Source organism: Arthrobacter sp. NPDC055138 (assembly GCF_053607305.1).
Map to the genome: position 1 here is coordinate 177,062 of NZ_JBSGTH010000001.1, position 25,155 is coordinate 202,216.

22 protein-coding genes and 2 tRNA genes are annotated in these 25,155 nt (G+C 61.8%); 9 read left to right on the plus strand and 15 right to left on the minus strand.

What is annotated here, in order from left to right:
- The first annotated feature begins 122 nt into the window (after positions 1 to 122).
- Positions 123 to 962, plus strand: a complete 840-nt coding sequence (locus tag ACWF5H_RS00880) for a glycosyltransferase (RefSeq protein ID WP_452034227.1) — start codon at positions 123 to 125, stop codon at positions 960 to 962.
- Between the two features lie 4 nt (positions 963 to 966).
- Here the strand turns inward: ACWF5H_RS00880 and ACWF5H_RS00885 are convergent, their stop codons facing one another.
- The 12 genes from ACWF5H_RS00885 to dnaA form a co-directional block, all read right to left on the minus strand.
- The gene (locus ACWF5H_RS00885; protein WP_452035295.1) at positions 967 to 1,872 is read right to left on the minus strand and encodes a DMT family transporter; all 906 of its coding nucleotides are present in this window, start codon (positions 1,870 to 1,872) and stop codon (positions 967 to 969) included.
- Between the two features lie 108 nt (positions 1,873 to 1,980).
- Positions 1,981 to 2,053 (minus strand) — tRNA-Ala (locus tag ACWF5H_RS00890).
- A gap of 38 nt (positions 2,054 to 2,091) precedes the next feature.
- Entirely contained in the window at positions 2,092 to 2,208 is a 117-nt protein-coding gene (locus tag ACWF5H_RS00895; protein ID WP_353915299.1) for a DLW-39 family protein, read from the minus strand.
- 36 nt (positions 2,209 to 2,244) lie between these two features.
- A tRNA-Ile gene (locus ACWF5H_RS00900) sits at positions 2,245 to 2,318 on the minus strand.
- Positions 2,319 to 2,378: 60 nt separating this feature from the next.
- Entirely contained in the window at positions 2,379 to 2,942 is a 564-nt protein-coding gene (locus ACWF5H_RS00905) for a DUF3566 domain-containing protein (protein ID WP_127513197.1), read from the minus strand.
- A complete protein-coding gene (gene gyrA / locus ACWF5H_RS00910) occupies positions 2,939 to 5,635 on the minus strand; it encodes a DNA gyrase subunit A (protein WP_452034228.1) in 2,697 nt (898 codons plus the stop codon). The genes ACWF5H_RS00905 and gyrA overlap by 4 nt, the downstream gene beginning before the upstream one ends.
- A gap of 80 nt (positions 5,636 to 5,715) precedes the next feature.
- Complete coding sequence (gyrB, locus tag ACWF5H_RS00915) at positions 5,716 to 7,782, minus strand: DNA topoisomerase (ATP-hydrolyzing) subunit B (RefSeq protein ID WP_452034230.1); 2,067 nt, start codon at positions 7,780 to 7,782, stop codon at positions 5,716 to 5,718.
- 271 nt (positions 7,783 to 8,053) lie between these two features.
- Positions 8,054 to 8,635: a DUF721 domain-containing protein gene (locus ACWF5H_RS00920; RefSeq protein ID WP_452034231.1), complete on the minus strand. Its 582-nt coding sequence runs from the start codon at positions 8,633 to 8,635 to the stop codon at positions 8,054 to 8,056.
- Positions 8,636 to 8,669: 34 nt separating this feature from the next.
- A complete protein-coding gene (gene recF / locus ACWF5H_RS00925; protein ID WP_452034232.1) occupies positions 8,670 to 9,866 on the minus strand; it encodes a DNA replication/repair protein RecF in 1,197 nt (398 codons plus the stop codon).
- A gap of 10 nt (positions 9,867 to 9,876) precedes the next feature.
- On the minus strand, positions 9,877 to 10,788 hold the full coding sequence (gnd, locus tag ACWF5H_RS00930; protein ID WP_452034233.1) for a phosphogluconate dehydrogenase (NAD(+)-dependent, decarboxylating): 912 nt from the start codon (positions 10,786 to 10,788) through the stop codon (positions 9,877 to 9,879).
- 44 nt (positions 10,789 to 10,832) lie between these two features.
- Positions 10,833 to 11,957, minus strand: a complete 1,125-nt coding sequence (dnaN, locus tag ACWF5H_RS00935) for a DNA polymerase III subunit beta (RefSeq protein WP_452034234.1) — start codon at positions 11,955 to 11,957, stop codon at positions 10,833 to 10,835.
- Positions 11,958 to 12,467: 510 nt separating this feature from the next.
- On the minus strand, positions 12,468 to 13,883 hold the full coding sequence (dnaA, locus tag ACWF5H_RS00940; RefSeq protein ID WP_452034235.1) for a chromosomal replication initiator protein DnaA: 1,416 nt from the start codon (positions 13,881 to 13,883) through the stop codon (positions 12,468 to 12,470).
- A 426-nt stretch (positions 13,884 to 14,309) separates the two neighbouring features.
- On the opposite strand from dnaA, the gene rpmH reads away from it, so the two are divergent.
- From rpmH to ACWF5H_RS00980, 8 genes are all read left to right on the plus strand, one after another.
- Positions 14,310 to 14,447 (plus strand): 50S ribosomal protein L34, encoded by a 138-nt coding sequence (gene rpmH / locus ACWF5H_RS00945; protein ID WP_127513203.1) that lies wholly within the window; start codon positions 14,310 to 14,312, stop codon positions 14,445 to 14,447.
- Positions 14,448 to 14,519: 72 nt separating this feature from the next.
- Complete coding sequence (gene rnpA, locus ACWF5H_RS00950) at positions 14,520 to 14,915, plus strand: ribonuclease P protein component (protein ID WP_364651831.1); 396 nt, start codon at positions 14,520 to 14,522, stop codon at positions 14,913 to 14,915.
- The gene (gene yidD, locus ACWF5H_RS00955) at positions 14,912 to 15,310 is read left to right on the plus strand and encodes a membrane protein insertion efficiency factor YidD (protein ID WP_452034236.1); all 399 of its coding nucleotides are present in this window, start codon (positions 14,912 to 14,914) and stop codon (positions 15,308 to 15,310) included. Before rnpA ends, yidD begins: the two co-directional genes overlap by 4 nt.
- Before the next feature lie 14 nt (positions 15,311 to 15,324).
- Entirely contained in the window at positions 15,325 to 16,290 is a 966-nt protein-coding gene (gene yidC, locus ACWF5H_RS00960; RefSeq protein ID WP_452034237.1) for a membrane protein insertase YidC, read from the plus strand.
- The gene (locus tag ACWF5H_RS00965; protein WP_364651835.1) at positions 16,287 to 16,853 is read left to right on the plus strand and encodes a Jag family protein; all 567 of its coding nucleotides are present in this window, start codon (positions 16,287 to 16,289) and stop codon (positions 16,851 to 16,853) included. Before yidC ends, ACWF5H_RS00965 begins: the two co-directional genes overlap by 4 nt.
- Before the next feature lie 40 nt (positions 16,854 to 16,893).
- Positions 16,894 to 17,529, plus strand: coding sequence for a 16S rRNA (guanine(527)-N(7))-methyltransferase RsmG (rsmG, locus tag ACWF5H_RS00970; protein WP_452035297.1), 636 nt, complete (start codon positions 16,894 to 16,896; stop codon positions 17,527 to 17,529).
- Between the two features lie 106 nt (positions 17,530 to 17,635).
- Positions 17,636 to 18,718, plus strand: a complete 1,083-nt coding sequence (locus ACWF5H_RS00975) for a ParA family protein (protein ID WP_452034239.1) — start codon at positions 17,636 to 17,638, stop codon at positions 18,716 to 18,718.
- A gap of 80 nt (positions 18,719 to 18,798) precedes the next feature.
- Positions 18,799 to 20,085 (plus strand): ParB/RepB/Spo0J family partition protein, encoded by a 1,287-nt coding sequence (locus ACWF5H_RS00980; RefSeq protein WP_452034241.1) that lies wholly within the window; start codon positions 18,799 to 18,801, stop codon positions 20,083 to 20,085.
- A 2,478-nt stretch (positions 20,086 to 22,563) separates the two neighbouring features.
- On the opposite strand, the gene ACWF5H_RS00985 is transcribed toward ACWF5H_RS00980, so the two are convergent.
- The 3 genes from ACWF5H_RS00985 to trxB are packed head-to-tail and all read right to left on the minus strand — an operon-like array spanning position 22,564 to position 25,092.
- Complete coding sequence (locus ACWF5H_RS00985; protein ID WP_452034242.1) at positions 22,564 to 23,751, minus strand: peptidoglycan-binding protein; 1,188 nt, start codon at positions 23,749 to 23,751, stop codon at positions 22,564 to 22,566.
- Between the two features lie 4 nt (positions 23,752 to 23,755).
- Positions 23,756 to 24,082 carry a thioredoxin gene (gene trxA, locus ACWF5H_RS00990; RefSeq protein ID WP_364652444.1) on the minus strand — a complete coding sequence of 109 codons (327 nt, stop codon included), beginning with the start codon at positions 24,080 to 24,082 and terminating at the stop codon, positions 23,756 to 23,758.
- 26 nt (positions 24,083 to 24,108) lie between these two features.
- Entirely contained in the window at positions 24,109 to 25,092 is a 984-nt protein-coding gene (gene trxB / locus ACWF5H_RS00995; RefSeq protein WP_452034244.1) for a thioredoxin-disulfide reductase, read from the minus strand.
- Positions 25,093 to 25,155: the final 63 nt, after the last annotated feature.

A 25,155-nucleotide genomic window follows, 5' to 3' on the forward strand; every position in this document is an offset into this window, starting at 1 on the left:
AGCGAACCTAAGCAAACGAATGGGAGCTCCCGGATTGGGGGCTCCCATTCGCCGTTTCCGGCCCGACGAGGCACGGTCCGGGCCTCCCCGCCCGCAGTGAACAGGGCTGATAGATTCATGCCGTGAAGAGTGCCGCGCCAGGGGTTTCTATCATCATTCCGGCTTTCAATGAAGAGTCCGTCATCCGCCAGTGCATCTACGCCGCGCTGTGCCAGTCGGTGGCTCCGTCGGAGATCATCGTGGTGGACAACAAATCCACCGATGGGACGGCGGAGCTGGTCCGCAACATGCAGGACGAGTATCCGGACGTTCCACTGATCCTGCTCCGGCAAGATGCCGAGCAGGGCCTGATTCCCACCCGCAACTTCGGCTTCAACCATGCCAGCGGGGAAATCTTGGGCAGGATTGACGCGGATTCGGTGCTGGAACCCGACTGGGTCGAGCAGGTGCAGCGGGCCTTCGCCGACCCGGAAGTCATGGCATGCACCGGTCCGGTGCTGTACTACGACATGCCGATGCGCCGCTTCGGACTGCAGGCAGACGACCGCATGCGCCGCTTTGTCCTGAAGCTGGCCAAGAAGCAATACCACTTCCTCTTCGGATCCAATATGGCCATCCGGCGCGGAGCCTGGGACATCATCAGCCAGCATGTGTGCCTCGACGAAGAGGACCAACTGCACGAGGACATCGATATTTCCGTGCACTTAGCCGATCACGCACTCAGGATCCAGTACGTGCCGGAAATGATCAGCGGTATGTCGGCCCGGCGTTTGGAAGATTCGCCCAAGGACTACCGGTACTACGTCACGCGCTTCGAGCGGACGTACAGCGCCCACAAGATCCACCGCCGCGTGCTTCGGGTGCCGATGCTGATCTTCATGACCGTGTACTATCCGGCCAAGCTGCTGCGCCGGGTCCACCAAGCCCGAACCCAGCTGCGCGTCCCCCGCGGCGGGCTATAGCCGGCTATTCCGGCGCGGGACCGGTGGGTTCCGGGGCGGTCGCCGGTGCAACCAATCTGGGCCGATTCTGCGAGAGGACGACGGCGGCCAGGCCGGCCAGGATAAGGGCCAGCCCAATGTACGTGCCCCACGGCAGGCTCTCACCCAGAAATATGGCTGCCAGAAGCGCCGCCCCGGGAATTTCCAGCAGGATGAACATGGACACCACCAGCGGGCTCAGAACGGCCAGCAGATGGTTAAAGACCGAGTGGCCCAGCAGTTGCGCGACAACGGTGACGCCAAGGATCCCCACCCAGGCCTCAGCCGGAAACCCCACCAACGGCTGGCCGAAGGACAGCGCCATGATCAGCAGGATCACTGCGCACAGACCGTAGCAGATGGTGGTGTACGGCCCGGTGGACAGCCGACGCCGGACCCGGCCTCCGGCCATCGTGTAAATTCCAGCCATAGCGCCACCGACCAGGGCAAGCAGGTCGCCCAGGAGCGCCTCGTCGGAGAGCTGCAGGTCGAATCCGGAAATCACCAGCACCCCGACGAAGGCGAGACCGACGCCGGACAGGATCAGCCGCGAGGCCTTGATTCCGCGCAGCCTGTTGAAAAGCACGATCCATGCCGACTGCAGGCAGACCAGGGCGGTCGCCGCCGCCACGGAGGTCAACTGCAGCGCGGTGATGAAGCAGGCAAAGTGGAGCGCCAGCGCAACCGCCGCCAGCGCGCTATAGCCAACGTCCGACGTCGTTAGTTGCCGGAACTCGCGGCGGCGGCCGATGGCGGACGGGACGCCCATCACCACGGCTCCGAGCATGTTCCGCCAGAACGCGATGGCGAGGGCCGGCGCAGCAGTGGCCGCCATGATGGGGCCGGAGGCTGAAATGCCGAGAACGGCCAGCGTGGCCAGGAAAATGATCACCCCTTCAGCGTAGGGGCGATGCGGTGCGGTCACGCGCCATGCGCCGGCGAAAGAGCGGTGCGAAATGCAATGAGGCCCCGATCCGCAGATCGGGGCCTCATTATCCGGTGGAGGCAAGGGGACTCGAACCCCTAACCCCCTGCTTGCAAAGCAGGTGCGCTACCAATTGCGCCATGCCCCCGGAAGGGTTCGGCCGGTACCTGTCCGGCCGAGACGGAGTCAGTCGACCTTGTCGGTCGCCTTACTCCATGCGGATTTCTCCGCTTCGGATTCCTGCCACTTCTTGTAGGCGAACACGCCCGCAGCCGCGGCTGCCAACAGCAGCAACTTCTTCACGGTGTCCTCCCGAAATCGGTGGGATTGGTAAATCCGTGGGCGTACCAGGACTTGAACCTGGGACCTCTTCGTTATCAGCGAAGCGCTCTAACCGCCTGAGCTATACGCCCCCTGCCCTTGCGGGCCGAGATACGACTTTACAGTACGCCGGGCCGGAACTTCAAATCGGCTCAGTCGTCCGTCAGCGTGACCCCGATGCCGCCCACCAGGGTGGCCGAGATGTTGTAGAGCACCGCGGACAACATGGCCAGCGCGGTCAGCAGGACCACGTTGACCACCGCGATGATGGTGGCGAATGACGCCACCTGTCCCAGGGAGGCATAGGAACGCAGGTCGAAGCCGCCGCTCTCTGTGCCGGCGATTTCCGACAGGAGACCGTTGACGCGGTCGAAGATGCCGGTGATGTCCAGCGTTGTCCAGAGCACGATCGAAGCCACGACGGTGACGATGCCCAGCGCAACGGAGAGCAGGAAGGCCATCTTCAGGACCGACCACGGGTCGACCTTGCTGACCAGCAGGCGGGCACGGCGGACCTTGGCCTTCGGCGCCGGCCGGACCAGGCCGGCGCTGCCGGACTGCCCGGCGGGGCGCTGCTGGCCATTGGCAGGCCGCTGCCCGCTACTGGCCGGACGCTGCGCGGGTCGGGCGGGCGTGCCGCCACGAGTAGTACCAGCCCGAGGCGCGTTGGCCGGCTGCGGGCGGGTGCCCGGCCGTGGCGTTTTAGGTGTACTCACTCGATACCTCCGTTTTCCGGCGCCGGTGATTCGGCTGCGGACTGCGTCATGTCTGCGTCCAACGGTACTTCATCGTTGGCCTGCGGCGCAGTTTCGGCGTCGGTTCCGGCACCAGTTTCGGCGTCGATTGCGGTGTCGGTTTCGGGAGCTTCCGGAGCGTCCGGATTCTCGGTGTCTTCCTCGCCGCCCAGGCCTCGTTCGGAGTTCCGGGCCACGGCGATGATGCGGTCCTTCTTGTCCGGCTTGGCGAAAATGACGCCCATGGTGTCGCGGCCGCGGGCCGGAACGCCGGCGACGGACGAGCGGACCACCTTGCCGCTTTCCATCACCACCAGCACCTCGTCCTCTTCCTGGACAATCAGCGCGCCGACCAGATGCCCGCGTTCCTCTTGGTACTTGCCCACCTTGATACCCAGGCCACCGCGGCCCTGGACACGGTATTCGTCGGCCAAGGTCCGCTTGGCGAAGCCGCCCTCGGTGACGATGAAGACGTAGGAGTCGTCGCGCACCACGCCTGCCACCAACAGCTCGTCGTCCTCGCGGAACTTCATCCCGGTCACGCCCGAGGTTGCGCGGCCCATCGGCCGCAGGGCTTCGTCCGTAGCGGTGAAGCGCAGGGACTGGCCGCGGCGGGAAACCAGCATCATGTCGTCGGTTTCGGCGACGAGACGCGCCGAAACGAGCTCGTCGCCTTCGCGCAGGTTGATCGCGATGACGCCGGCGGAACGGTTGGTGTCGTAGTCTTCCAGCCGGGTCTTCTTGATCAGGCCGCGTTTGGTGGCCAGTACCAGGTAGGGCGCCTGCTGGTAGTCCTTCAGGTCCATCACCTGGGCAATGTGCTCATCCGGCTGGAACGCCAGCAGGTTGGCCACGTGCTGGCCCTTGGCGTCGCGTCCCGCCTCGGCCAGCTCGTAGGTCTTGGCCCGGTAGACCCGGCCCAGGTTGGTGAAGAACAGCAGCCAGTGGTGCGTCGTGGTGACGAAGAAGTGCTCGACGACGTCGTCACCGCGCAGTTGGGCACCGCGGATCCCCTTGCCGCCGCGCTGCTGCGAGCGGTAGTTGTCGCTGCGGGTGCGTTTGACGTAGCCGCCGCGGGTGATGGTGACCACCATCTCCTCTTCGGGAATGAGGTCTTCCACGCTCATGTCGCCGTCGTAGCCCATCATGATCTGGGTCCGCCGGTCGTCGCCGTACTTCTCCGTGATCGCAGCCAGTTCCTCGCTGACAATATTGCGCTGTAGGACTTCGGAGGCCAGGATGCGGTTGAACTCTTCGATCATGCGTTCCAGTTCCGCGTGGCGGTCCTGGATCTTCTGCCGTTCCAGTGCGGCCAGGCGGCGGAGCTGCATGTCAAGAATGGCCCGGGCCTGCGCCTCGTCGATCTCCAGCAGCCGCATCAGGCCGTCGCGGGCCTCTTCGGTGGTGGACGAGGCCCGGATCAGGGCGATGACTTCGTCCAGGGCGTCCATGGCCTTGAGCAGGCCGCGCAGGATGTGTGCTTCCTCCTCGGCCTTATTCAGCCGGAAGCGGGTGCGGCGGACGATGACTTCCAACTGGTGGCTGACCCAATGCCGGATGAAGGCATCGAGGGTCAGGGTGCGCGGCACGCCGTCGACAATTGCCAGCATGTTGGCCGCGAAGTTTTCCTGCAGCGAGGTGTGCTTGTAGAGGTTGTTCAGCACCACCTTGGCCACGGCGTCGCGCTTGAGCACGATCACCAGGCGCTGGCCGGTACGGCCCGACGTCTCGTCGCGCAGGTCAGCGATGCCGGCGACCTTGCCGTCCTTGGCCAGTTCGGCGATCTTCATCGCCAGGTTGTCCGGGTTCGCCTGGTAGGGAAGTTCGGTGACCACCAGGCAGGTCCGGCCCTGGATTTCCTCGACGTTGACTACGGCACGCATGGTGATCGAGCCGCGGCCCGTGCGGTAGGCGTCTTCGATGCCCTTGTGACCCAGGATCTGCGCACTGGTGGGGAAGTCCGGTCCCTTGATCCGCTGGATCAGGGCCTCGAGCAGTTCCTCGCGGCTGGCGGTGGGGTTTTCCAGGTACCACTGGACGCCGGAGGCCACTTCGCGCAGGTTGTGCGGCGGGATGTTGGTGGCCATGCCGACGGCGATGCCCGAGGAACCGTTAACCAGCAGGTTGGGGAAGCGTGCCGGCAGAACAGTGGGTTCCTGGTTCTTGCCGTCATAGTTGTCCTGGAAATCGACGGTGTCTTCGTCGATGTCGCGGACCATTTCCAGCGCCAGCGGCGCCATCTTGGTCTCGGTGTACCGCGGGGCGGCAGCGCCGTCGTTGCCGGGCGAGCCGAAGTTGCCCTGACCCAGCGCCAGCGGGTACCGCATGGTCCAGTCCTGGATCAGGCGGACCAGGGCATCGTAGATGGCCATGTCGCCGTGCGGGTGGTACTGGCCCATGACCTCGCCCACCACGCGCGCGCACTTGTTGAAGGAGCGCTCCGGCCGGTAGCCGCCGTCGAACATCGCGTAGATGACGCGCCGGTGCACCGGCTTGAGACCGTCCCGGACGTCCGGCAGCGCGCGGCCCACGATAACCGCCATGGCATAGTCCAGGTAGGACCGCTGCATTTCGGTCTGCAGGTCCACCTGCTCCACCCGGTCCGTGAGGATTTCGCCCTCGATCGGCTCTTCGCCAATGCCTTCCGGCAGGTCCGGCGTCTCTTCGTCGCTCATCGTTTCAGTTCCTTTACGTCAAAGCCTGGTCGCGGTCCGCAGCCCATCGGCCGGCCGGTGGCCGGTCCATGGGGGACACGCTAGATATCGAGGAAGCGGACGTCCTTGGCGTTCTGCTGGATGAAGGAGCGCCGGGATTCGACGTCCTCGCCCATCAGCACCGAGAAGGTCTGGTCCGCAGCGGCGGCGTCCTCCATGGTCACCTGCAGCAGTGTGCGGCGTTCGGGGTCCATGGTGGTGTCCCACAGTTCGGTGTAGTCCATCTCGCCCAGGCCCTTGTACCGCTGGATGCCGTTTTCCTTGGGCAGCCGCTGGTTGTTCGCCAGGCCGCGGCGCACGGTTTCGTCCCGCTCACGGTCGCTGAACACATAGTCGTGCGCATGGTTGGACCACTTGATTCGGTACAGCGGCGGCTGCGCCAGGTACACGTAGCCGTTCTCGATCAACGGACGCATGTACCGGAACAACAATGTCAGCAGCAGGGTGGTGATGTGCTGGCCGTCCACGTCGGCATCGGCCATCAGGACAATCTTGTGGTACCGGGCCTTCTCGACGTCGAAGTCCTCGCCGATGCCGGCGCCGAAGGCGGTGATCATGGACTGGACTTCGGCGTTGCCCAGTGCCCGGTCCAGCCTGGCCCGCTCCACATTCAGGATCTTGCCGCGCAGGGGCAGGATGGCCTGGGTTTCCGGGTTCCGGCCGCGGACGGCAGAGCCACCGGCCGAATCACCCTCCACAATGTAAATTTCCGACTTGGATGGGTCGCGGGACGAGCAGTCCTTGAGCTTGCCCGGCATGCCGCCGGATTCCAGCAGTCCCTTGCGTCGGGTGGATTCGCGTGCCTTCCGCGCGGCCAGCCGGGCCTGCGAGGCCTGGATGGACTTGCGGATCACATCGCGGGCCGGGCCCGGATTGCGTTCCAGCCAGTCGCCGAGTCCGTCCGTGACAACACGCTGCACAAAGCCCTTGGCCTCGGAGTTGCCCAGCTTGGTCTTGGTCTGGCCCTCAAACTGGGGCTCGCCCAGCTTCATCGAGACGACGGCGGTCAGGCCCTCGCGGATGTCATCGCCGGTGAGGTTGTCTTCCTTCTCCTTGATCAGGTTCTTTTCCCGCGCGTAGCGGTTGATCAGGGACGTCATCGCGGCGCGGAAGCCTTCTTCGTGCGTGCCGCCTTCATGCGTGTTGATGGTGTTCGCGTAGGTGTGGACGCTCTCCGAGTAGGAGGTGGTCCACTGCATCGCGATCTCCACCGAGAGCTTGCGCTCCGTGTCCTCGGTCTCGAAGGCGATGACCTCGGGGTGGATGACTTCCACCTTCTTGGAGGAGTTCAGGTGGGTGACGTAGTCCAGCAGACCGTTGTCGTACTTGTAGACGACCTGGCGGTGCTCGGCCGTGGTCTCGACCTCGGAACCTGCGGAGTCCAGATCCACGTCTTCGCTGTCCGGAGCGTGGTTTTCCGGACGGCGCTCGTCGGTCAGGATGATTTTCAGGCCCTTGTTCAGGAAGGCCATCTGCTGGAACCGGGCGCGCAGCGTCTCGAAGTCGTACTCGGTGGATTCGAAGATTTCCGGGTCGGCCCAGAATGTCTGCGACGTACCGGTCTCGGTGGTCTCCTCGCCGCGGCGCAGGTCGCCCACCGGCATGCCGCCGTTGGCGAACGACTGCTGCCAGACATAGCCTTGGCGGCGAATCTCGGTTTCCACCCGGGCGGACAAGGCGTTGACCACGGAGATGCCGACGCCGTGCAGGCCGCCGGAGACCGCGTACCCGCCGCCGCCGAACTTGCCGCCGGCGTGCAGGATGGTCATGACCACCTGTACCGTCGGCTTGCCTTCGGTCGGATGCATGTCGACGGGGATGCCGCGGCCGTTGTCCACTACCCGGACGCCGCCGTCGGCCAGCAGCGTCACATCGATCGTGTCGCAGTAACCCGCAAGCGCTTCATCAACGGAGTTGTCCACGACTTCGTAGACCAAATGGTGCAGACCACGCGGGCCGGTGGAACCGATGTACATGCCCGGCCGCTTGCGAACGGCTTCCAGACCTTCGAGGACGGTGATGTCGCTGGCGTCGTAATGCGTGCCGTCGTTGCCCTCTGCCGTTGCGGGTTCTGCGCCGGTGTTTTCCAGCTCGTTGTCCTCTGCCACAGTTGCCGTTGACTCCTTGTGTTCCGTCCGGATGGACTCGTGTGTCGGCGCCCTTCCACAGTGAGGACGGGCGCCGCCCAGTCAATTCTACCGTGTCAGGGCGGTGAAACCTGCACGAACATGGCTCTAAGCGGCACGGAAACCGGCATTTAACGCGCCCGCCGGGTGCTTGATGGGACCGTATATGTCCGGAGGCCCCCGCAGCGCTCTGCATGCCGTTTACGCAGGCGCGTCCCGGATGCGGCGGGATTGCACGCTTCGAGGACCGGAATCAGCCGTACGTATCCCGGGGCCCGCGGCCGCTGACGGTCCGTTTGCCCTTGCGCCAGTTGGGCGCGGCGGGCGCAAGGACCTGGATTTTAGTGACGACGCCGGGGCCCAGCTTTTCGCCGAACCGCTTCAGCAACGCAGCGTTCATCAGCCTCAACTGCGTGGCCCACGCGGTGGAATCGCAGCGCACCTGCACCGTCGTGTCCTCGAAGCTTTCGGGCCGGCAGTGGGCGGCAATGTCCGCCCCGACCAATTCATCCCACCGCGAAATTACCGATCCGACGGCCACGGGGGAGTTCCAGCCGCGTTCTGCGACGAACCGGTCGAACACGCGGCCCAGCCCTTGCGGGTCGCGGCCGAAATCCTGCGGCGCGGCAGCCGGCCGGTTTCCTCGGGACTGACGACGGCGGCTGTTAGCCCGGGTGCGCACGTCGCCGCGGGCCGCTGCTGCCAGGCGAACCCTGTTGAGGACCGCTTTGGCCGCATCCAGATCTTCCTCCGCGCCGGCGCCCTGTGGCTCCGCTGCCGGCGGGTTGGAAGGCTGTGAACGCCCCGCTCCATCCGGCAGGCCGGTTTGTCCCACCACGTCCGCCTGTTCCTGCGGGTTCGGCCGGGGCTCAGACGGTTTCCTGGCCACTGGCCACGCCCCCCGGAACCACCTTGAACTGTTCGCCGCTCAGGGCTTCGGGGATGTCTTCGGCCACGGCGGCAGTAACGATCACTTGCTCCGCGCTGGCAACGATGCCCGCCAGTTTTGACCGGCGCTGGTTGTCCAGTTCGGCAAAAACATCGTCCAGGATCAGCACCGGAGCCGCGCCGGGGGCAGGATCGTCTTCGCAAAACACGTAATAGGACGCCAGCCGCAGGGCCAGCGCCAGCGACCAGGTTTCGCCGTGCGAGGCGTACCCCTTGGCCGGCGCCTGACCCAGCATCAGTTCGAGCTCGTCACGGTGCGGACCAACCAGCGAGATCCCGCGTTCAACTTCCCGCTTGCGTTGCTGTTTGAAGGCCGCAAGGTACAGCTCTGCCAGCTCGGCCGCGCTCAGGCTTGCCAACGGCGGAAGCCCGGCCCCGCCGTCGTTCTCCACCTCGCCATCATCGGATAACTGGCTATGGATGGTGGAACGGTACACGGCGGCAGCCTGTTTGGAGCCATCCGTCAATGCTGCGTAGGCCGCGTTCAGATGCGGCTGCAGGAGGTCCACCAGCTCCAGTCTGGCCTTGAGCAGCGCGGCGCCGGCCTCTGCCATGTGCTGGTCCCACACCTCCAGCGTCGATTCATGGGCCGCGGTGAACCGGCCGCTGGCGCGGGCCGACTTGAGCAACGCATTGCGCTGCTTGAGCACACGGTCAAAATCGCTGCGCGTTGCCGCGTGGTGCGGAACCAGGCTGGCCAGAAGCTCGTCCAGAAAGCGTCGCCGGTTGGAAGGATCGCCCTTGACCAGTGCCAGGTCTTCGGGGGCAAAGAGCACCGTTCGCAGGTGGCCCAAAATGTCGCGGGCACGCACCGGAGCACCCCGGTTGATGCGCGCCCTGTTGGCCTTGCCGGCGGTGATCTCCAATTCCAGCGAGATGCTGCGGCCGCCGCGGTCCACCCGGGCGCGCACCAAGGAACGCTGGCTGTCGAACCTGATCAGCGGTGCGTCGTTGCTGACCCGATGCGATGAAAGCGACGCCAAATAGCCGATGGCCTCGACGATATTGGTTTTGCCGACCCCGTTGGAACCAACGAACACGGTAACGCCCGGCTTCAGGGCGATATCGAGCTGCGGGTAGGTGCGGAAGTCGGTCAGCGAAAGGAATTCAACAAACAATGCGGTACTGCTACTTCGGTTCGGTGCCGGGGTTGGGATGTCCGGGCTTTTTGACGGGATGGCCGCCGAACTGATTGCGCAGCGCGGCCACCATCTTCATGGCGGGGGCATCATCTTCGCGTGACGCGAAGCGGGCAAACAATGCGGCAGTGATGGCCGGTGCGGGAACAGCATGCGCGATGGCTTCTTCCACCGTCCACCGGCCTTCGCCGGAATCCTCGACGTACCCGCTGATCTGGCTCAGACCGGGGTCCTCTTCGAGGGCTTTCACCATCAGGTCCAGCAGCCAGGACCGGACCACCGTCCCCTTTTGCCATGCCCGGAAGGTCCCCGGGACGTCTTTGATGATGTCCTTGGCTTCCAGCAGTTCGTACCCTTCGGCGTACGCCTGCATCAGCCCGTATTCGATCCCGTTGTGCACCATTTTGGCGTAATGCCCGGCACCGACGTCGCCCACATGGACGAAGCTTTCCTCCCGCGGACCTTCCGGCCTCAAGGCGTCGAAGAGCGGCATCGCTGCCTCGACCAGCTCGGCACGACCTCCGGCCATCAGCCCGTAGCCGTTCGCCAGGCCCCACACGCCGCCCGACACGCCGACATCGAGGAAGCCGATCTGTCGTCCGGCCAGCAGTGCTTCGTGATCCCGGTCCGCGGTGAACTTGGAGTTTCCGCCGTCGATCACCAGGTCCCCGGCGGAGAGCTTGCCCGCCAGTTCCGTGATGACCTCGGCAGTAACCGGACCGGAGGGGACCATCACCCACACGGTGCGTGGGCTGGGCAGCGACTGGATCAAGTCATCGACGGTCGCGGTGTCGCTGACCTCGGGGTTGCGGTCGAACCCGGTGACCTCAATGCCGCCGTCCCGAAGCCGCTGCCGCATGTTGAAACCCATCCGTCCCAAGCCGATCAGTCCGATGTGCATGCTGCTCACTCTTTCCTCTCGTCATTGGGCGGTTGGGGTTCCGGTTACTGGTTGGGCAACCTCACCGGCATCAGCAGGTAGCGGTAATCTTCCTTGTCTTCGCCCTCGAGGTCGTCTTGGGCGGAGATGACCGCCGGCTTCGGCGGCGTGGTGAAGGAAAACCGGACATATTTGCTGTCGAACGCGCTGAGACCTTCGGACAGGTAGTGCGGGTTGAAGGCGACGGTGATCTCGTCGCCCGTCAGCGCAGCCTCGATCGCCTCGGAGGCCTGGGCGTCTTCGCCGGTTCCGGCGTCCAACGTCAAGAGACCGTCAGTGAAGGCCAAACGGACCGGGGTGTTGCGCTCGGCCACCAGCGAAACGCGGCGGACGGCTTCGATCAGGGTGGTGGTCTCCACCGTTGCGTGGATCGGCGTGTTGTCCGGGAACAACGAACGGATCTTGGGATAGTCACCGTCCACCAGCAGCGACGTGGTCCGGCGGCCGCCGCTTTCAAAGCCGATCAGTTCGCTGTTGTCGGACAGGGCAATGTTGAGATCGCCGGAACCGCCAAGCGTCTTGGCAACCTCGCTCAGCGTTTTGGCTTTGACCAATGCGCTGGTGGAAATGCCCGGGGTGGTGGGGCGCCAGTTGAGTTCGCGAAGGGCCAGCCGGTAGCGGTCGGTGGACAGCAAGGTGATCAGATCGCCTTCGATTTCCATCCGGACACCGGTCAGGATGGGCAGGGTGTCGTCACGGCTCGCGGCAATGATCACCTGGCTGACGGCTTGGGCGAAGGCCTCCCCGTCCACGACTCCGCTGACATCAGGCAACGCCGGGAGTTCCGGATAATCGCCCTCGGGCATGGTGGCCAGGTTGAACCGGCTGTTGCGGCACGTCAACGCGACCTTTGAGCCATCGGTTTCGATGTCCACCGGGGCGGAGGGCAGGCTGCGGCAGATATCGGCCAAGAGGCGTCCGGATACCAGGATGGTTCCCTCAGCAGTGACATCCGCCGGAATCTGAAGACGTGCCGAGATCTCGTAATCGAAACTGGCGAGACTCACCATGCCGCCTTCAGCACGAATGAGCAGCCCCGACAGAACGGGTACCGGCGGACGAGGTGACAGGGAACGGGCTGTCCATGTCACGGCTTCCGCCAGAACATCCCGATCAACTCTGAACTTCACTGAAGTAAGCCGCCTTTCACAACGAACATGCTGGGGAAGGCCGCCTGCTTCTGGCCTGGTGTGTAAACGCTTGGACTACGGCACCGGGCTGAAGCAGATGGCAACAATTCTCTGTGCAAGCTTAGCCGCAGCAACGGTCAATGCGCACCGGCAGCGTTTGGAGGTTCGGACGAGCTGTTCTGCAGGGTGTCGGGAAACCGGGACAGGGTCAAATGTTATTTGAAAGAACTTCAAATAATGGGATTCGTAGTGTTAATAACGGCTGTGGATACTGTGGAAAACCTCGGCGTCGCTTGCCGTTGCGCGGAAGTTGCCTGTTCACAAGATGTGCAGGGTGTTCGCAGTTGGTGTTGGGCCGCTGTGGAGGAAAATCCTTGTGATTTCGCGTGTCCACAGGCACCCCGGCAGTTGTCCTCTTAAGCACCGGGGTTGTCCACTTAACTATCCACAGCCTTATCCACACCTGTTAATTTCACCGGTGTAGTTCAGGGCCAGAAGCCGCCGGCGAGGCTAACTTTCGCGCTGCTGCTGCTTAATGCGGTTGGTCAGCTCGGTTACCTGGTTGTAGATGGCGCGGCGTTCGGCCATCAGTTCACGGATCTTCCGGTCGGCGTGGATGACCGTGGTGTGGTCGCGTCCGCCAAGCTCCTGGCCGATTTTCGGCAAGGACATATCGGTCAGCTCGCGGCACAGGTACATGGCGATCTGGCGGGCCGTCACCAGCGTCCGGGTACGGGACTTACTGGTCAGCTCCTCCATGCTGAGCTTGAAGTAAGCAGCAGTCTGGCCAAGGATCGTGGCCGATGTGATTTCCTGTGCGCCCTCGTCGGTGATGAGGTCTTTGAGGACTATCTCGGCAAGACCCATGTCTACTGCCTGTTGGTTCAGGCTGGCGAAAGCGGTGACGCGGATGAGGGCGCCTTCAAGCTCGCGGATGTTGGTGGAGATCTTGGAGGCGATGTATTCGAGGACCTCGTCGGGTACTGAGAGCCCCTCGCTGATGGCCTTCTTACGCAGAATCGCGATACGGGTCTCCAGCTCCGGCGGCTGAATGTCCGTCAGCAGCCCCCATTCGAAGCGCGACCGCATCCGTTCTTCGAAACCGGAGAGCTGTTTCGGCGGCAGGTCCGAAGTGATCACTACTTGCTTGCTGTGGTTGTGCAGAGCATTGAACGTATGGAAGAACTCTTCCTGCGTCGCATCCTTGTTGGCCAGGAACTGGATGTCATCGATCAGCAGGATGTCGACGTTGCGGTACAACTGCTTGAAGCTGGCGCCTTCATCGTCGCGGATGGAGTTGATGAAGTCGTTGGTGAATTCCTCGGAATTGACGTAGCGGACACGGATGCCGTTATAGAGATGGCGGGCGTAGTGGCCGATGGCGTGAAGAAGGTGGGTTTTTCCAAGCCCGGAGTCGCCGTAAATGAACAGCGGGTTGTATGCCTTGGCCGGCGCTTCGGCCACCGCTACCGCAGCCGCGTGTGCAAAGCGGTTGGATGAGCCAATGACGAAGGTATCGAAAATGTACTTGGGGTTGAGGCGCCCCAGTTCCTGGGAGGCGCTCTCCTTGGGCGGCTGAGGCGGTGCCTCGTTCCGCACCACCGATGGAGCCGGCCGAGGCTCTTGTTCGGGTTCCGGCTCCGCGTGCGGGGCCAGATCAGTGTCGACGCTGAAAGCGCACAGGATGTCGTCCTTGAAAACTTCGAACAGCGCGTCGTGCAGCGGATCCTTGAGCTGCTGCGACTGGAAGACTTCGCGGGTCAGTTCGTTAGGGAGGGCAACCAGCAACGTTGTACCGATCAGCCCTTTCGCCTGGGCCAAAACGATGAAACCGCGCTGCCTCGGCGAGACCCGATCGTCCTGTTCCAGCGTGCGGACCACTTTGCGCCAAGAACTTCCGACGTCATTAATTTGGTCCGTGTCCACCTAGATACCCCTCAGAAGCTCAACTTGCTTCGGCCTCTGCCGACAGCGCGCCCGAAATCCACAGACTTATTCACAGACAGTGGATAAGGGGCTCCTGCAAGCGTAGAGCATGATTCTGCTTGATAACAGCCGGGATGCAGGGGGCTGTGGATGCCTTGCCCCGAGTCCTTGGGACGGTGCGAACCGCGTTCGAGCTAGAGTTGTCCACAGGTGTTATCCACGGAAACGCCCGGGCGTCGGCGCCGCGGGTTTGACGGTTCTTACTGCCATCGCCTAACGTTGACTAGTCCTTCATGTCTACTTTGATATCCCTGCACGCCCAGCGTCCTGGATCCGGAGTGGGCCCCTATATTAGAGCGTCGACCTGTTCTTCCCCCTGTTGCAACGGGTCCAACCGCATCTGTCGATCGTCTTGGAGTAACCACCGTGAGCAAGCGGACTTTTCAGCCGAATAACCGCCGTCGTGCCAAGAAGCACGGCTTCCGCCTTCGCATGCGCACTCGCGCCGGCCGCGCCATCCTGGCTGCACGCCGCAGCAAGGGCCGTACCGAACTGTCGGCCTAAATAGCCAGTTTGTCGATTCGGCTGTGAGGGTCCGTTCCCGCAGCAACGCGTTTCGGCCGGCTGCGTAGCGCCATGCTTTCCAGCCAGCACAGGATTCGCGCATCGGCGGACTTCTCAACAACTGTACGTTCCGGCGTCCGATCAGGGCGCCGGAACTTGGTGTTATATGCGGCAGCGGTTAATCCGGACCAACCGACAGCTTTCGGCTTCATTGTCTCGAAGGCTGTGGGGAACGCCGTCATCCGCAACCGCGTTAAGAGGAGACTGCGGGAACTCGCAGCGGCTAGTCTAAGGGACAGTCAGTATGCCCAAGGACTCGCAGTTGTCGTGCGGGCTCTTCCGGCAGCGCCCAGTGCGGACTTCGACGCGTTGGAACATGATTACCGGAAGGCGTTCAAAACGGCCGTGATCAAGTTGACTGCAACGCACACCGCGCCCGCGCGCGTTGCGCCCGAGGAGAAGGGATGAGCGGCATGAGTTCCACTGCCCAGCGCCTACAGGCTCCCTCCCGCCCCATCGCCGCGAAGAGGATCCAGACGATCCCGCAGGCCGGATTGATTGGCGCTTTGGCGGTCTACCGCAAGACCATTTCGCCGCTGTACGGCCAAGTGTGCCGCTTTTTTCCGTCCTGTTCTGCGTATGCCCTTGAGGCTGTGACCGTTCATGGTGCCGCCAAGGGCAGCTGGCTGGCCGCGCGACGGTTGTGCCGATGCCATCCCTGGAATCCCGGTGGCGTAGACCATGTTCCGGCGTCTCCCGCCTTTGACCTGTGGCTGCAGGAAAACCCTGCCAGAATCCCCCGGATAATCGAACTCAATCACCCAGTCATTCCGGCCGACGATGAAGGCCGCGAAGCGGCTTGAGGAGTAAATAGACAATGGACTTCCTGAGCACGATCCTGCTGCCTTTCACTTGGGTAGTGTCGTGGATCCTGTGGGCATTCCACGCCGGCCTGTCCTGGTTGGGGTTGGATCCGGCCAACGGCTGGACATGGACCTTTTCGATCATCGGGCTCGTACTGGTGATCCGTGCCGCCCTTATTCCGGTCTTCGTGAAGCAGATCAAGGCCCAGCGCGGAATGCAGGCCTTGCAACCTGACCTGCGCAAGCTGCAGCAGAAGTACAAGGGAAAAACCGATCAGCTTTCGCGTCAGGCGATGACGCAGGAGCAGATGGCTCTGTACAAGAAGCACGGAACCAACCCGTTCTCCGCATGCTTGCCCATGCTGGTCCAGATGCCATTCTTCTTCGCACTGTTCCGGGTGCTCAGCACCGCCTCCCAAGCCAGCCAGAACGGTGAAGGTATTGGGGCGCTTTCCCCCGAACTCATCCGGCAGTTCGATGCATCGTCGATTTTCGGCGCCCCGCTATCTGCGTCGCTCCTTCACGGCGGCGGCGGCGAGCACCAGAGCGCGGTTGTCGTCCTGTCGATCATCATGATCCTGGCGATGACGGCATCGCAGTTCATCACGCAAAAGCAGATCATGGCCAAGAACATGTCTGCCGAAGCCATGCAGTCCCCGTTCATGAAGCAGCAGCAGATGATGCTGTACATCCTGCCGCTCGTCTTCGGCATCGGCGGCATCAACTTCCCCATCGGTGTGCTGATCTACTGGACCACCACCAACATCTGGACCATGGCTCAGCAGTTCTTTGTCATCCGTCGCATGCCCACACCTGGTTCGCAGGCCGCCCGCGAACTGGCAGATCGGCGCGCGAAGAAGGGCTTGCCGATGGTTCCCCTGCTGGGTGAACGGAAGACAGAGGAGCCTGCTGTCGAGGCCCCCGGTGAACCGAAGGGCCAGCGCAATCAGCCACAGCGTAAGAACAGGAAGAGAAAATGAGCAGCGAAAGCGTATCCGAAGTGACTGAAGAACTTTCCGGCGAAGCAGCTGCTGCAGACGAGCAGGAGGAAGTAGCCGTTTCGAACTCTGCCAAGCGCTTGGATGAAGAGGGAGATGTAGCTGCGGACTACCTCGAGGAACTTCTCGACATCGCTGATATCGACGGAGACATCGACATTGAGGTACGCAACGGTCGCACGTACATTTCCATCGTGTCCGAAGACGAGGACAATGACGCCCTCAAGTCTCTCGTAGGGACCGACGGCGAAGTGCTTGAAGCCTTGCAGGAACTGGCCCGGTTGTCGGTTCTGACCTCGACGGGCAGCCGCTCGCGGTTGGTGCTGGACATCACCGGCTACCGTGAAGGCCGCAGCAAGGAACTGCTCAAGATCGCAGAGGATGCGGTCGCCGAGGCCAAGGAGACCGGGCACGATGTGGCGCTGGAGCCGATGAGCGCGTACGAGCGCAAAATCGTCCATGACGCCATCGCTGACCTCGGGCTGGTCAGCGAATCGGAGGGCGAGGGTTCCAACCGCCACATTGTGGTTTCGGTGGAGTCCTGACCTTGTTTACTGCCGGGTTTGGTAGGGCATAGGGATGTCCATAGTAGAGATGACGGTGGCCGAGTCGAAGGCTGCTCAAGCTGTTTTTGGTGAACGACTGGATCTGGCGGAGCGGTATGTCGCTCATTTGGCCACGTCAGGCATCGAACGGGGACTGCTGGGACCACGCGAGGTCCCGCGGTTGTGGAACCGGCATGTGCTGAACTGCGCCGTTGTAGCGAACCTGATTGGCTCCGACGCCGCGGTCGCCGATGTTGGTAGCGGTGCCGGCCTGCCGGGCCTGACCCTGGCACTGGCCCGACCGGACCTACACCTGACGCTGATCGAGCCATTGGAGCGCCGGGTAGTCTGGCTCAATGAAGTGGTCGACGACCTGGGACTCGACAACGTCACCGTCGTACGTACACGGGCAGAGCTCGCGGCGGACGAAGTCACGGCGGACGTTGTGACTTCCCGGGCAGTATCTGCTTTGGACAAGCTGGCTCGGCTGTCCATCCCGCTGCTCCACGGTAGTGGCGAGATGCTCGCCATCAAGGGGCGCAGCGCCGCCGAAGAGGTGGAAAAGGCCAAGAAGGTCATTCGTAAGCTGGGCGGTCGCGAAACAGAGATCCTGACCGTCGGAGATGGACTCTTGGAAGAGCCGACGACGGTCGTCAGAATCCTCGTTGCCCCGTAACCTGTTGGTCCACACGCCCCCGGATCGCCCTTGATTCCGGCCGTGCAACGATAGGCTAGGAGGGGTCGGTGCCGGGAAAGTGAAAGCGGGCAAATCGAAAATGGCGATGAGCGATATGGTTTCGGGAGTGACCGGGGCCAAAGCCGATGGGTCAGCTTCTCCTGACGCGCACCATCAACCCGATCTGGTTGTCACGGGCTCGGGAACCGCTCTTGTTTCACGTGAAACCACCCGCGCTTATGAGGCCGAACTGGCCAATTCCGACGTCAAGATAGAGGCTACGGTTCCAAACGTTATGGATTCGATCGACGAAAGCACACCTCTCGCTCACGAATTGGCGAGCGAAAACCGCAGGCGTGAACGATTGAAGTCCAAAGAACTTCCTCGTCCGACTCAGACCAGGGTCTTGACGGTAAGTAATCAGAAGGGCGGCGTAGGTAAGACCACCACAACGGTCAATATTGCGGCTGCTCTGGCTATCGCTGGGCTGAACGTTCTTGTCATCGACATCGACCCCCAAGGGAACGCGTCGACGGCTCTCGGTGTCGAGCATCATGCGGAAGTCGATAGCATCTACGACGTCCTCATCAACGACATGCCGTTGGGCGAGGTGATCGCTCAATGCCCGGATATCAACCACCTGATTGTTGCACCCGCGACCATCCACCTGGCCGGCGCGGAAATTGAGCTGGTCTCGCTGGTGGCGCGAGAACAGCGCCTACGACGTGCCATCGAAGTCTACGCACAGGAGCGAGAGTCAGCCGGGCTGCCCCGGCTGGACTACGTTTTTATCGACTGCCCACCCAGCCTTGGGCTCCTGACCGTCAACGCGTTTGTTGCGGCCCAAGAGGTCCTCATCCCCATTCAATGTGAGTACTACGCACTGGAAGGGTTGAGTCAGCTTCTGAAAAACATTGAGATGATTCAGAAACATCTCAATGCTGGCTTGGTCGTATCTACCATCCTGCTGACCATGTACGACGGCCGGACGAACCTTGCCGCCCAGGTAGCAGCCGAGGTCAGGGAGCATTTCCCCAACGAGGTTCTCAGCGCAGTCGTTCCCCGGTCCGTCCGCATCTCCGAAGCTCCGAGCTATCAGCAGACGGTTATCACGTATGACCCATCCTCCAGTGGAGCCCTGTCGTATCAAGAGGCAGCAGCTGAAATCGCTGAGCGCGGCAGTAACTGAGAATTCGATCTGTAACGGTAGAATTACGCCTTAAACGAGGTAGTGCGCGACAGCTCGGCGCATGACGGAAGAGGGTCCAAATGAGTGAAAAACGCCGTGGCTTAGGGCGAGGCTTGGGCGCACTGATTCCCAGCACCCCCGTGAGCGAAATGCCTGAACCAGCCGAGGGGCAAGGGTCCCAAGCCAAGAAACGAACTCAGCGACCTGTAGACGTTTTCTTCCCAGCGTCCTCTAGACGGGAGGACGCTGACGCGGCGATCCTTACCACTACTGATTCGGAGACAGTTTCCGGCTCGAGTGCTGCCCAGGTTGCCGAGGTCTTGCGGGCGCCCCGGAGAACGACGCCGAACGGAACCAAAAAGCCGGCGGCGAAGAGGGCGGCCAAGAGCGAACCCTCAACACCCTCTCCACTCAAGGGAGGCCCGCTTCCCGCGACGGATACTAACAAGTCCAACTCCCCGGGAAATAAGCAGGCTGATGATGCGAGTGAAGAGCAGAAGCTGCCCACCGGCGCGGAAGTTTCACGTGAAACAGCAGGACCGGAACTAGTCGAAGTTCCTGGGGCAACCTTTGCCGAGGTTCTGGTCTCGGCAATTCAGCCGAACCGTAAACAGCCGCGCACCGTTTTCGATGAAGAAGACATGGCCGAGCTGGTCCATTCGATCCGTGAGATCGGTGTCCTGCAGCCGATTGTTGTCCGTCCGGCTGACGACGTCGAGGCACAGTACGAGCTGGTGATGGGTGAGCGCCGCTGGCGGGCCACCAAGGCTGCGGGCCTGGAGACTATTCCCGCCATCATTAGGTCGACGGCAGATGACGACCTTCTGCGGGACGCACTGCTCGAGAACCTGCACAGAAGCCAACTCAATCCGCTGGAAGAGGCCGCGGCTTACCAACAGTTGCTCGACGACTTCGGCTGCACACACGACGAACTGGCGGACCGTATCGGCCGTTCCCGACCGCAGGTCTCCAACACTTTGCGGTTGATGAAACTACCTCCACTCGTCCAGCGACGCGTAGCGGCCGGTGTCCTCAGTGCGGGCCACGCGCGCGCTCTCCTGGCTCTGACGGATCCTGCAGAAATGGAGAAGTTGGCTCAGCGTATTGTTGCGGAGGGTCTGTCCGTCCGCGCAACGGAGGAGATCGTCTCCCTGAGCGATGGGCTACGGCGGCCGAAGCGGGAAGCAAAGCCCCGCGAGGGTGCCCGTCACGAGCGTCTTGATTACCTTGCAAACTCGCTCTCTGATCGCCTGGATACCAGCGTGAAGATCACCCTAGGTGCCAAGAAGGGACGAGTTAGCATCGAGTTCGCGAGCGTAGATGATTTGAACCGCATCATGGATGTCTTGAACCCCGCGGCCCCATAGCCGCATGTTTCACGTGAAACGGAGGACCCGTCCAGTGTGGACGGGTCCTTTTGTTGTTGACACTCAAATTGCGTGATTCGAGTGAATCACGTGGCGCTCCTGTTCCCCCCGAAAAAGGGAAGGTGGATAGGCGCCGGTTCGTACGTGTGCAGCACCCGACTATACGGCGACGTATGGCTGCGACTCGGCGTTCCAGACGGCTGTGAGCCCAGGGCTATGGATGCCGGCCCGTTGCACGTGTGACCCCGACCGACGTCTTAGGGGCCGTACAAGCCGGAATACACTTGAACGAGTTTGGGAACAATGTGACGTCACGTGGCAGTCGGCTCAAACAGTGATGGCGGTGCCAGGATTGGCAGTCGATGGGAAGCGAGGCCGTGTTGCTGGTGCCGGCTGATATATCCGCGGCAAAGCTTCTGGCCTCACCTATAAGGAGCTGCTGTCGACGTGCGAGCGGAAGGACAATTGCGTCAGCAGACCGTATGTGGCTGCCTCTGGGCCGATGGCGGTGATCGCCGGTGTTTCACGTGAAACTCTGATGACCGACTGACTAGCGTGGGCAAGTCTTGCCCGTCCGACCTCTACGCTGCGGGAATGGTCAGGGACCGCTTGCAGTGCTTGTTTGTGGTCCCCATGGGTGTGAAGTGTTGCTCGACGAGTGCTCACGCACGGTCTCGCGGCTCAGGAGGACAGGACTGAGACTGACCCTCGCCAAGATTTAACCGTTGATTTCAAGTAGCAGTGCCCCCGAGCTCGAACTGGTGATGTCGGCCGGAGTGTTTCACGTGGAACATACCGATTGAATCAATGGACGCGCCTCCATTGCGCCGTCTTCGGCCCTGCTTGCGGGTGACCGGATGAATTTGATGGCAGCGTCGAACACCGTTAGTTGAGACCATGTTCATGCATGACCCTCTCGCGCACTCATCGAGGACCGGTGCCCTGCGGTAGCGCCCTACGCATGAGGCTGGCATGTTCAGCCCACCGCACCCTGGCAAAACGGGCCGTTATGGCCAGGCTGTGTGCAGGAGCCTTTACCCTACCGATAAGCTGGAGGACGCTCGGGGGAACAACCAGAAACCGCAAGAAGCCCAAAGCGGCCGAATGGTAGTACCTCATTCTTTCGCCGGTATTGATCAGGGTATCGATTAACCAGCCGATATCTACCAGATGTTTCACGTGAAACTGTGCCTGAATGGCGGTGCTCCACCTGGGCATCAGATGACGAGCTCTCAGTGTCTGCCTCGATGAAGCAGTATGACGCTGTGGCATATCGGGCCGGCAGGCATTGATAGCTCCATAGCGACGAATGACATTCATCGAACTGAGTGCACGTAAGAACAGTCGCCTGGAAATATTGTTAGTGAAACGAGTCGAGTTTCACGTGAAACAGGACTTCTGGACCGAAGGCCACTGAACAGCTCGTTCCACGGGGGGCTTAGACCTGGATCTGGAAAAGCGGCGAGGTTCAGGCGAGGGGACGTTCCGATCAACTGCGGGACTGACTCTACCCCGTGCGCGAAAGGTCTTTGCCTGGGCAGGGCTGGATCGGACTGGCCAGACTGTGCTCCACCTGGAAGGGTAGGGAAAGGACCGGAATAGGTACTATCTACGCCGACGTAGAAGAGTGGCAGTGCATCTGGCTTGCTTCTTGTTCAGGACGGGGAGCTGATGCAGCTTGACAGATTTTGCGGCCTCAGAATCGGATCGGAAGTTGACGGATTATGTGTGGGTTGGTGTCAACTGTGAGCGAGTGGCCACAGAGCCGCCCTGTTTCACGTGAAACGCCTCCAATGTCACTTCAGGTTTGGCGAATGAACGTGTAGGACAGACCGACCTGCCACCAAATGGATGAACAGGCTGGCACGCGCACGACGAAAGGAGCGCGGTACCACCGCCATTGAGTGACACGCAAACCAGAACATCTTCTAAGCTGAGTCATATCAGGTTGAGAATGGCAGTCTCTGCTGTGCGGAGGTATCGACCCAGGGGTAGAGGCCCGTATGTGGTACTGATACCGCTTGGTATGGGTCCTACGTCGAAGTGAGCAGGTTCCGCGCTGAGCAGTTGGAGGCGGACAGTCGCCGCCAGGCAGGATCGGCATCAAGGGTCGATAAGAGCTTCCACGCCACAGAGAAGTGTGCCGCGGGGATATGGGCAACGGCAGCGCTGCGGATGTTTCACGTGAAACGACTGGATGCCGGTTACGCCGCGCTGCAGTTAAAGAAATGACGCTCTCCGAGAGAGGGAACGGGAACAAGGAACCCTCACGCTGCAGATCAAGTTTGCTAATGCAGGGTTTGGCGATAGAGAGATGGAGTGGCCGCCCGGCCAAGTCGCGCTACATCCGAACACGGACATTGCTGCGGTATATGCCGCCGGCCGGAAGAATCCGGGCACGACCAACTAGCAGTCATAAAAACGGGGAGAAAGGTCGCCCTAGTATGTTTCACGTGAAACGGACTAGGAGTTGATGATCTAGAACGGAGGATTGAAGCGGAGAACGTCATCCAACGCGAGCGTCCCCGTCGGCTCATCGTCCTCTTCTAAGAGGTAGAGGCGCTGGATCGCGATCACGATGGAGTCCGCCAGGATTTGGCGGTAGATCGGATCGGCAAGCCGGGAAGAATCGAGCGGACTGCTCAAATAACCGATATCCAGCTGAACAGACGGCGTGCTGGGTAGACGGAGAATGTCCCAGCTGCGGCCGTGAAGCCCCAAGGAGGTGGATCCTGTACGAGCGACGACCTCCTTCAGGATCAATTCCGCAGCACGATGGCCGATAGGAGAGCGCACCTCGCCGGATTCAGGGCGGCCCCAGAAGAAGGCGCTAACACCGTTAGCCGCAGGTTGGGGCAACCAATCACAGTGGATGGCGATGCTCAGGCTAGGGGACGTGGCTTTGATCAGATCAGCTCGGACGTCGCTCCCATCCACAGGCTGTTGATCGATGATCTCAACACTCGCCCCAAGTTCCGTGAGGATCTTCCCTACACGGCTGGATACGTCACTGGCGACGGATTTCTCTGTGAGAGGCTGACCTGAGGAAGCGTCGGCGACTGTTGCTTCTGCGTCCATTCCAGAACCAGGCGCAATGGCGATGGTGCGGCCGCGCAAGTTTGCTGATGCTTGGCTGAGGCGTTCGTAGTCGCGGAGGGAAAACGCTTGGCTCGGACTGATTGTCCGGTTGATGCGCTCCATCGCTGAAATCAGTTGTCCGTCCGCGACGCCGGTCGCTTCGAGGCCAAGGTTCAGTTGCAGTTCACGGACGGCCAGATGGGTTCGTTGACCGTATTCGCCATCAATGTGCCCATAGTAGAACCCGAGAAAAGAAAGCTGGCGCTGCAACTCCGTGACGTCGTCTCCTCGAAGCACTGAGCGCGCCGGGTCATGCTCAAGCCGGCGGGCACCGAGTTTAAACTGGGCCTCGGCCAATGCTCTTTCCGTCTCAGGGCCTGCGACGCCGTCGACCATCAAACCCCGCTGCTGCTGGAACGTGCGGACTGCAGCATCCACATGGTCATCAAACACATTGGGGTTGTTTACCTGATCCGGGGCAAGATACGCCATAGAAACGCCAGCGCGTAGCAACCCTTCACGGAGGGCTACTACGCGCCGACTGATGTCTGAACGGCGCAGACTCTGGTCTGTCGCGTCGTTTTCCATCTCGCTAGTTGAGGAACTCAGCGAATTCCTGCTCGATGACCTGCTTCGGCTTCGCTCCAATGGAAGTCGCGGCCACCGCGCCGTCCTTGAAGACGTAGACAGCGGGGATGGACGTGATGCCGTACTGCGCTGCGGTCGCGGGATTGTCATCCACGTTGAGCTTGACTACTTCGACCTTGCCGGAGTGTTCGGCAGCTATGTCATCGAGGATGGGCGAGAGCATGCGACAAGGGCCGCACCACTCTGCCCAGAAGTCTACAATCACGGGCTTGGAGGACTTCAGGACATCCGCTTCGAAAGTAGCGTCGGTGACATCTTTTGCGTTGCTCATGCTGTTCTCTCTTTCTCGAACCGGTTTCAGACGGTTGCGGGCTCGGCGATGCCGGCCTGGCTGCTAGCGAGGTCGGCCAGGTAGTGTTCCACATCGATAGCGGCGGCGCAGCCGCTGCCCGAGGCGGTGATGGCTTGGCGGTAGGTCGGGTCAATGACGTCGCCGGCTGCGAAAACTCCGGGCAGTGAGGTCTTGGAGGACCGGCCTTGAACCGCAATGGTGCCCTCGGGCGTCAGTTCCAACTGATCTTGGACAAGGGAGACCCGGGGATCATTGCCAATGGCGACGAAAACGCCTGTCACCGGCAGCACCGACTCAGAACCATCAACCGTGTTCTTAAGCTTCAGTGCGGAGACCTTGTTCTCGCCCTCCAGCCCGACGACTTCCGCGTTCCAGACGAACTTAATCTTCTCGTGCGCCAAGGCGCGTTCCTGCATGATTTTGGAGGCACGCAGGGTGTCGCGGCGATGGACAACCGTGACGGAGTCCGCGAACTTGGTGAGGAAGAGGGCTTCCTCCATGGCAGAGTCGCCTCCGCCAATCACTGCGATGTCCTGGCCCTTGAAGAAGAAACCGTCGCAGGTTGCGCACCAGCTGACGCCGTGTCCGGCGAGGCGCTTTTCGTCGGGAAGTCCCAGTTCACGGTATGCAGAGCCGGTGGAAATGATCACCGAACGCGCCAGAAAGGTTTCGCCGGATCCGATGGTGACCTTCTTGACGTCGCCTTCGAGCTCGAGGTTTGTGACGTCTTCGAACAGGATCTCGGTCCCGAACCGCTCGGCCTGCTTCTGGAAGTTCTCCATCAGTTCCGGGCCCAGGATTCCACCGGGGAAACCAGGGTAGTTTTCCACGTCGGTGGTGTTCATCAGCTCGCCGCCTGCCTCAACAGAGCTGGCGATGAGCAGGGGATTGAGATTGGCTCGCGCAGTGTAAACAGCTGCCGTGTAGCCGGCCGGACCGGACCCAACGATGATGACGTCGCGGACGGACGGTGTGGTTTCTGTGCTCACTGCCTGCGAACCTCTTCCTCTGGTATTGGTGTAAACCTGGCCCGGCCGCCTTGAGCGGACAGC

Coding starts and splice junctions, on each gene's coding strand:
- gyrA (WP_452034228.1), bottom strand. CDS start 5,635: ATGAGCGACGAAGAGACGCCGGACCTGCCGGAAGGCATTGGCGAAGAG.
- gnd (WP_452034233.1), bottom strand. CDS start 10,788: ATGCACATCGGACTGATCGGCTTGGGACGGATGGGTTTCAACATGCGG.
- rnpA (WP_364651831.1), top strand. CDS start 14,520: ATGCTTTCCAGCCAGCACAGGATTCGCGCATCGGCGGACTTCTCAACA.
- yidD (WP_452034236.1), top strand. CDS start 14,912: ATGAGCGGCATGAGTTCCACTGCCCAGCGCCTACAGGCTCCCTCCCGC.
- yidC (WP_452034237.1), top strand. CDS start 15,325: ATGGACTTCCTGAGCACGATCCTGCTGCCTTTCACTTGGGTAGTGTCG.
- ACWF5H_RS00965 (WP_364651835.1), top strand. CDS start 16,287: ATGAGCAGCGAAAGCGTATCCGAAGTGACTGAAGAACTTTCCGGCGAA.
- ACWF5H_RS00975 (WP_452034239.1), top strand. CDS start 17,636: ATGAGCGATATGGTTTCGGGAGTGACCGGGGCCAAAGCCGATGGGTCA.
- ACWF5H_RS00980 (WP_452034241.1), top strand. CDS start 18,799: ATGAGTGAAAAACGCCGTGGCTTAGGGCGAGGCTTGGGCGCACTGATT.
- ACWF5H_RS00985 (WP_452034242.1), bottom strand. CDS start 23,751: ATGGAAAACGACGCGACAGACCAGAGTCTGCGCCGTTCAGACATCAGT.
- trxA (WP_364652444.1), bottom strand. CDS start 24,082: ATGAGCAACGCAAAAGATGTCACCGACGCTACTTTCGAAGCGGATGTC.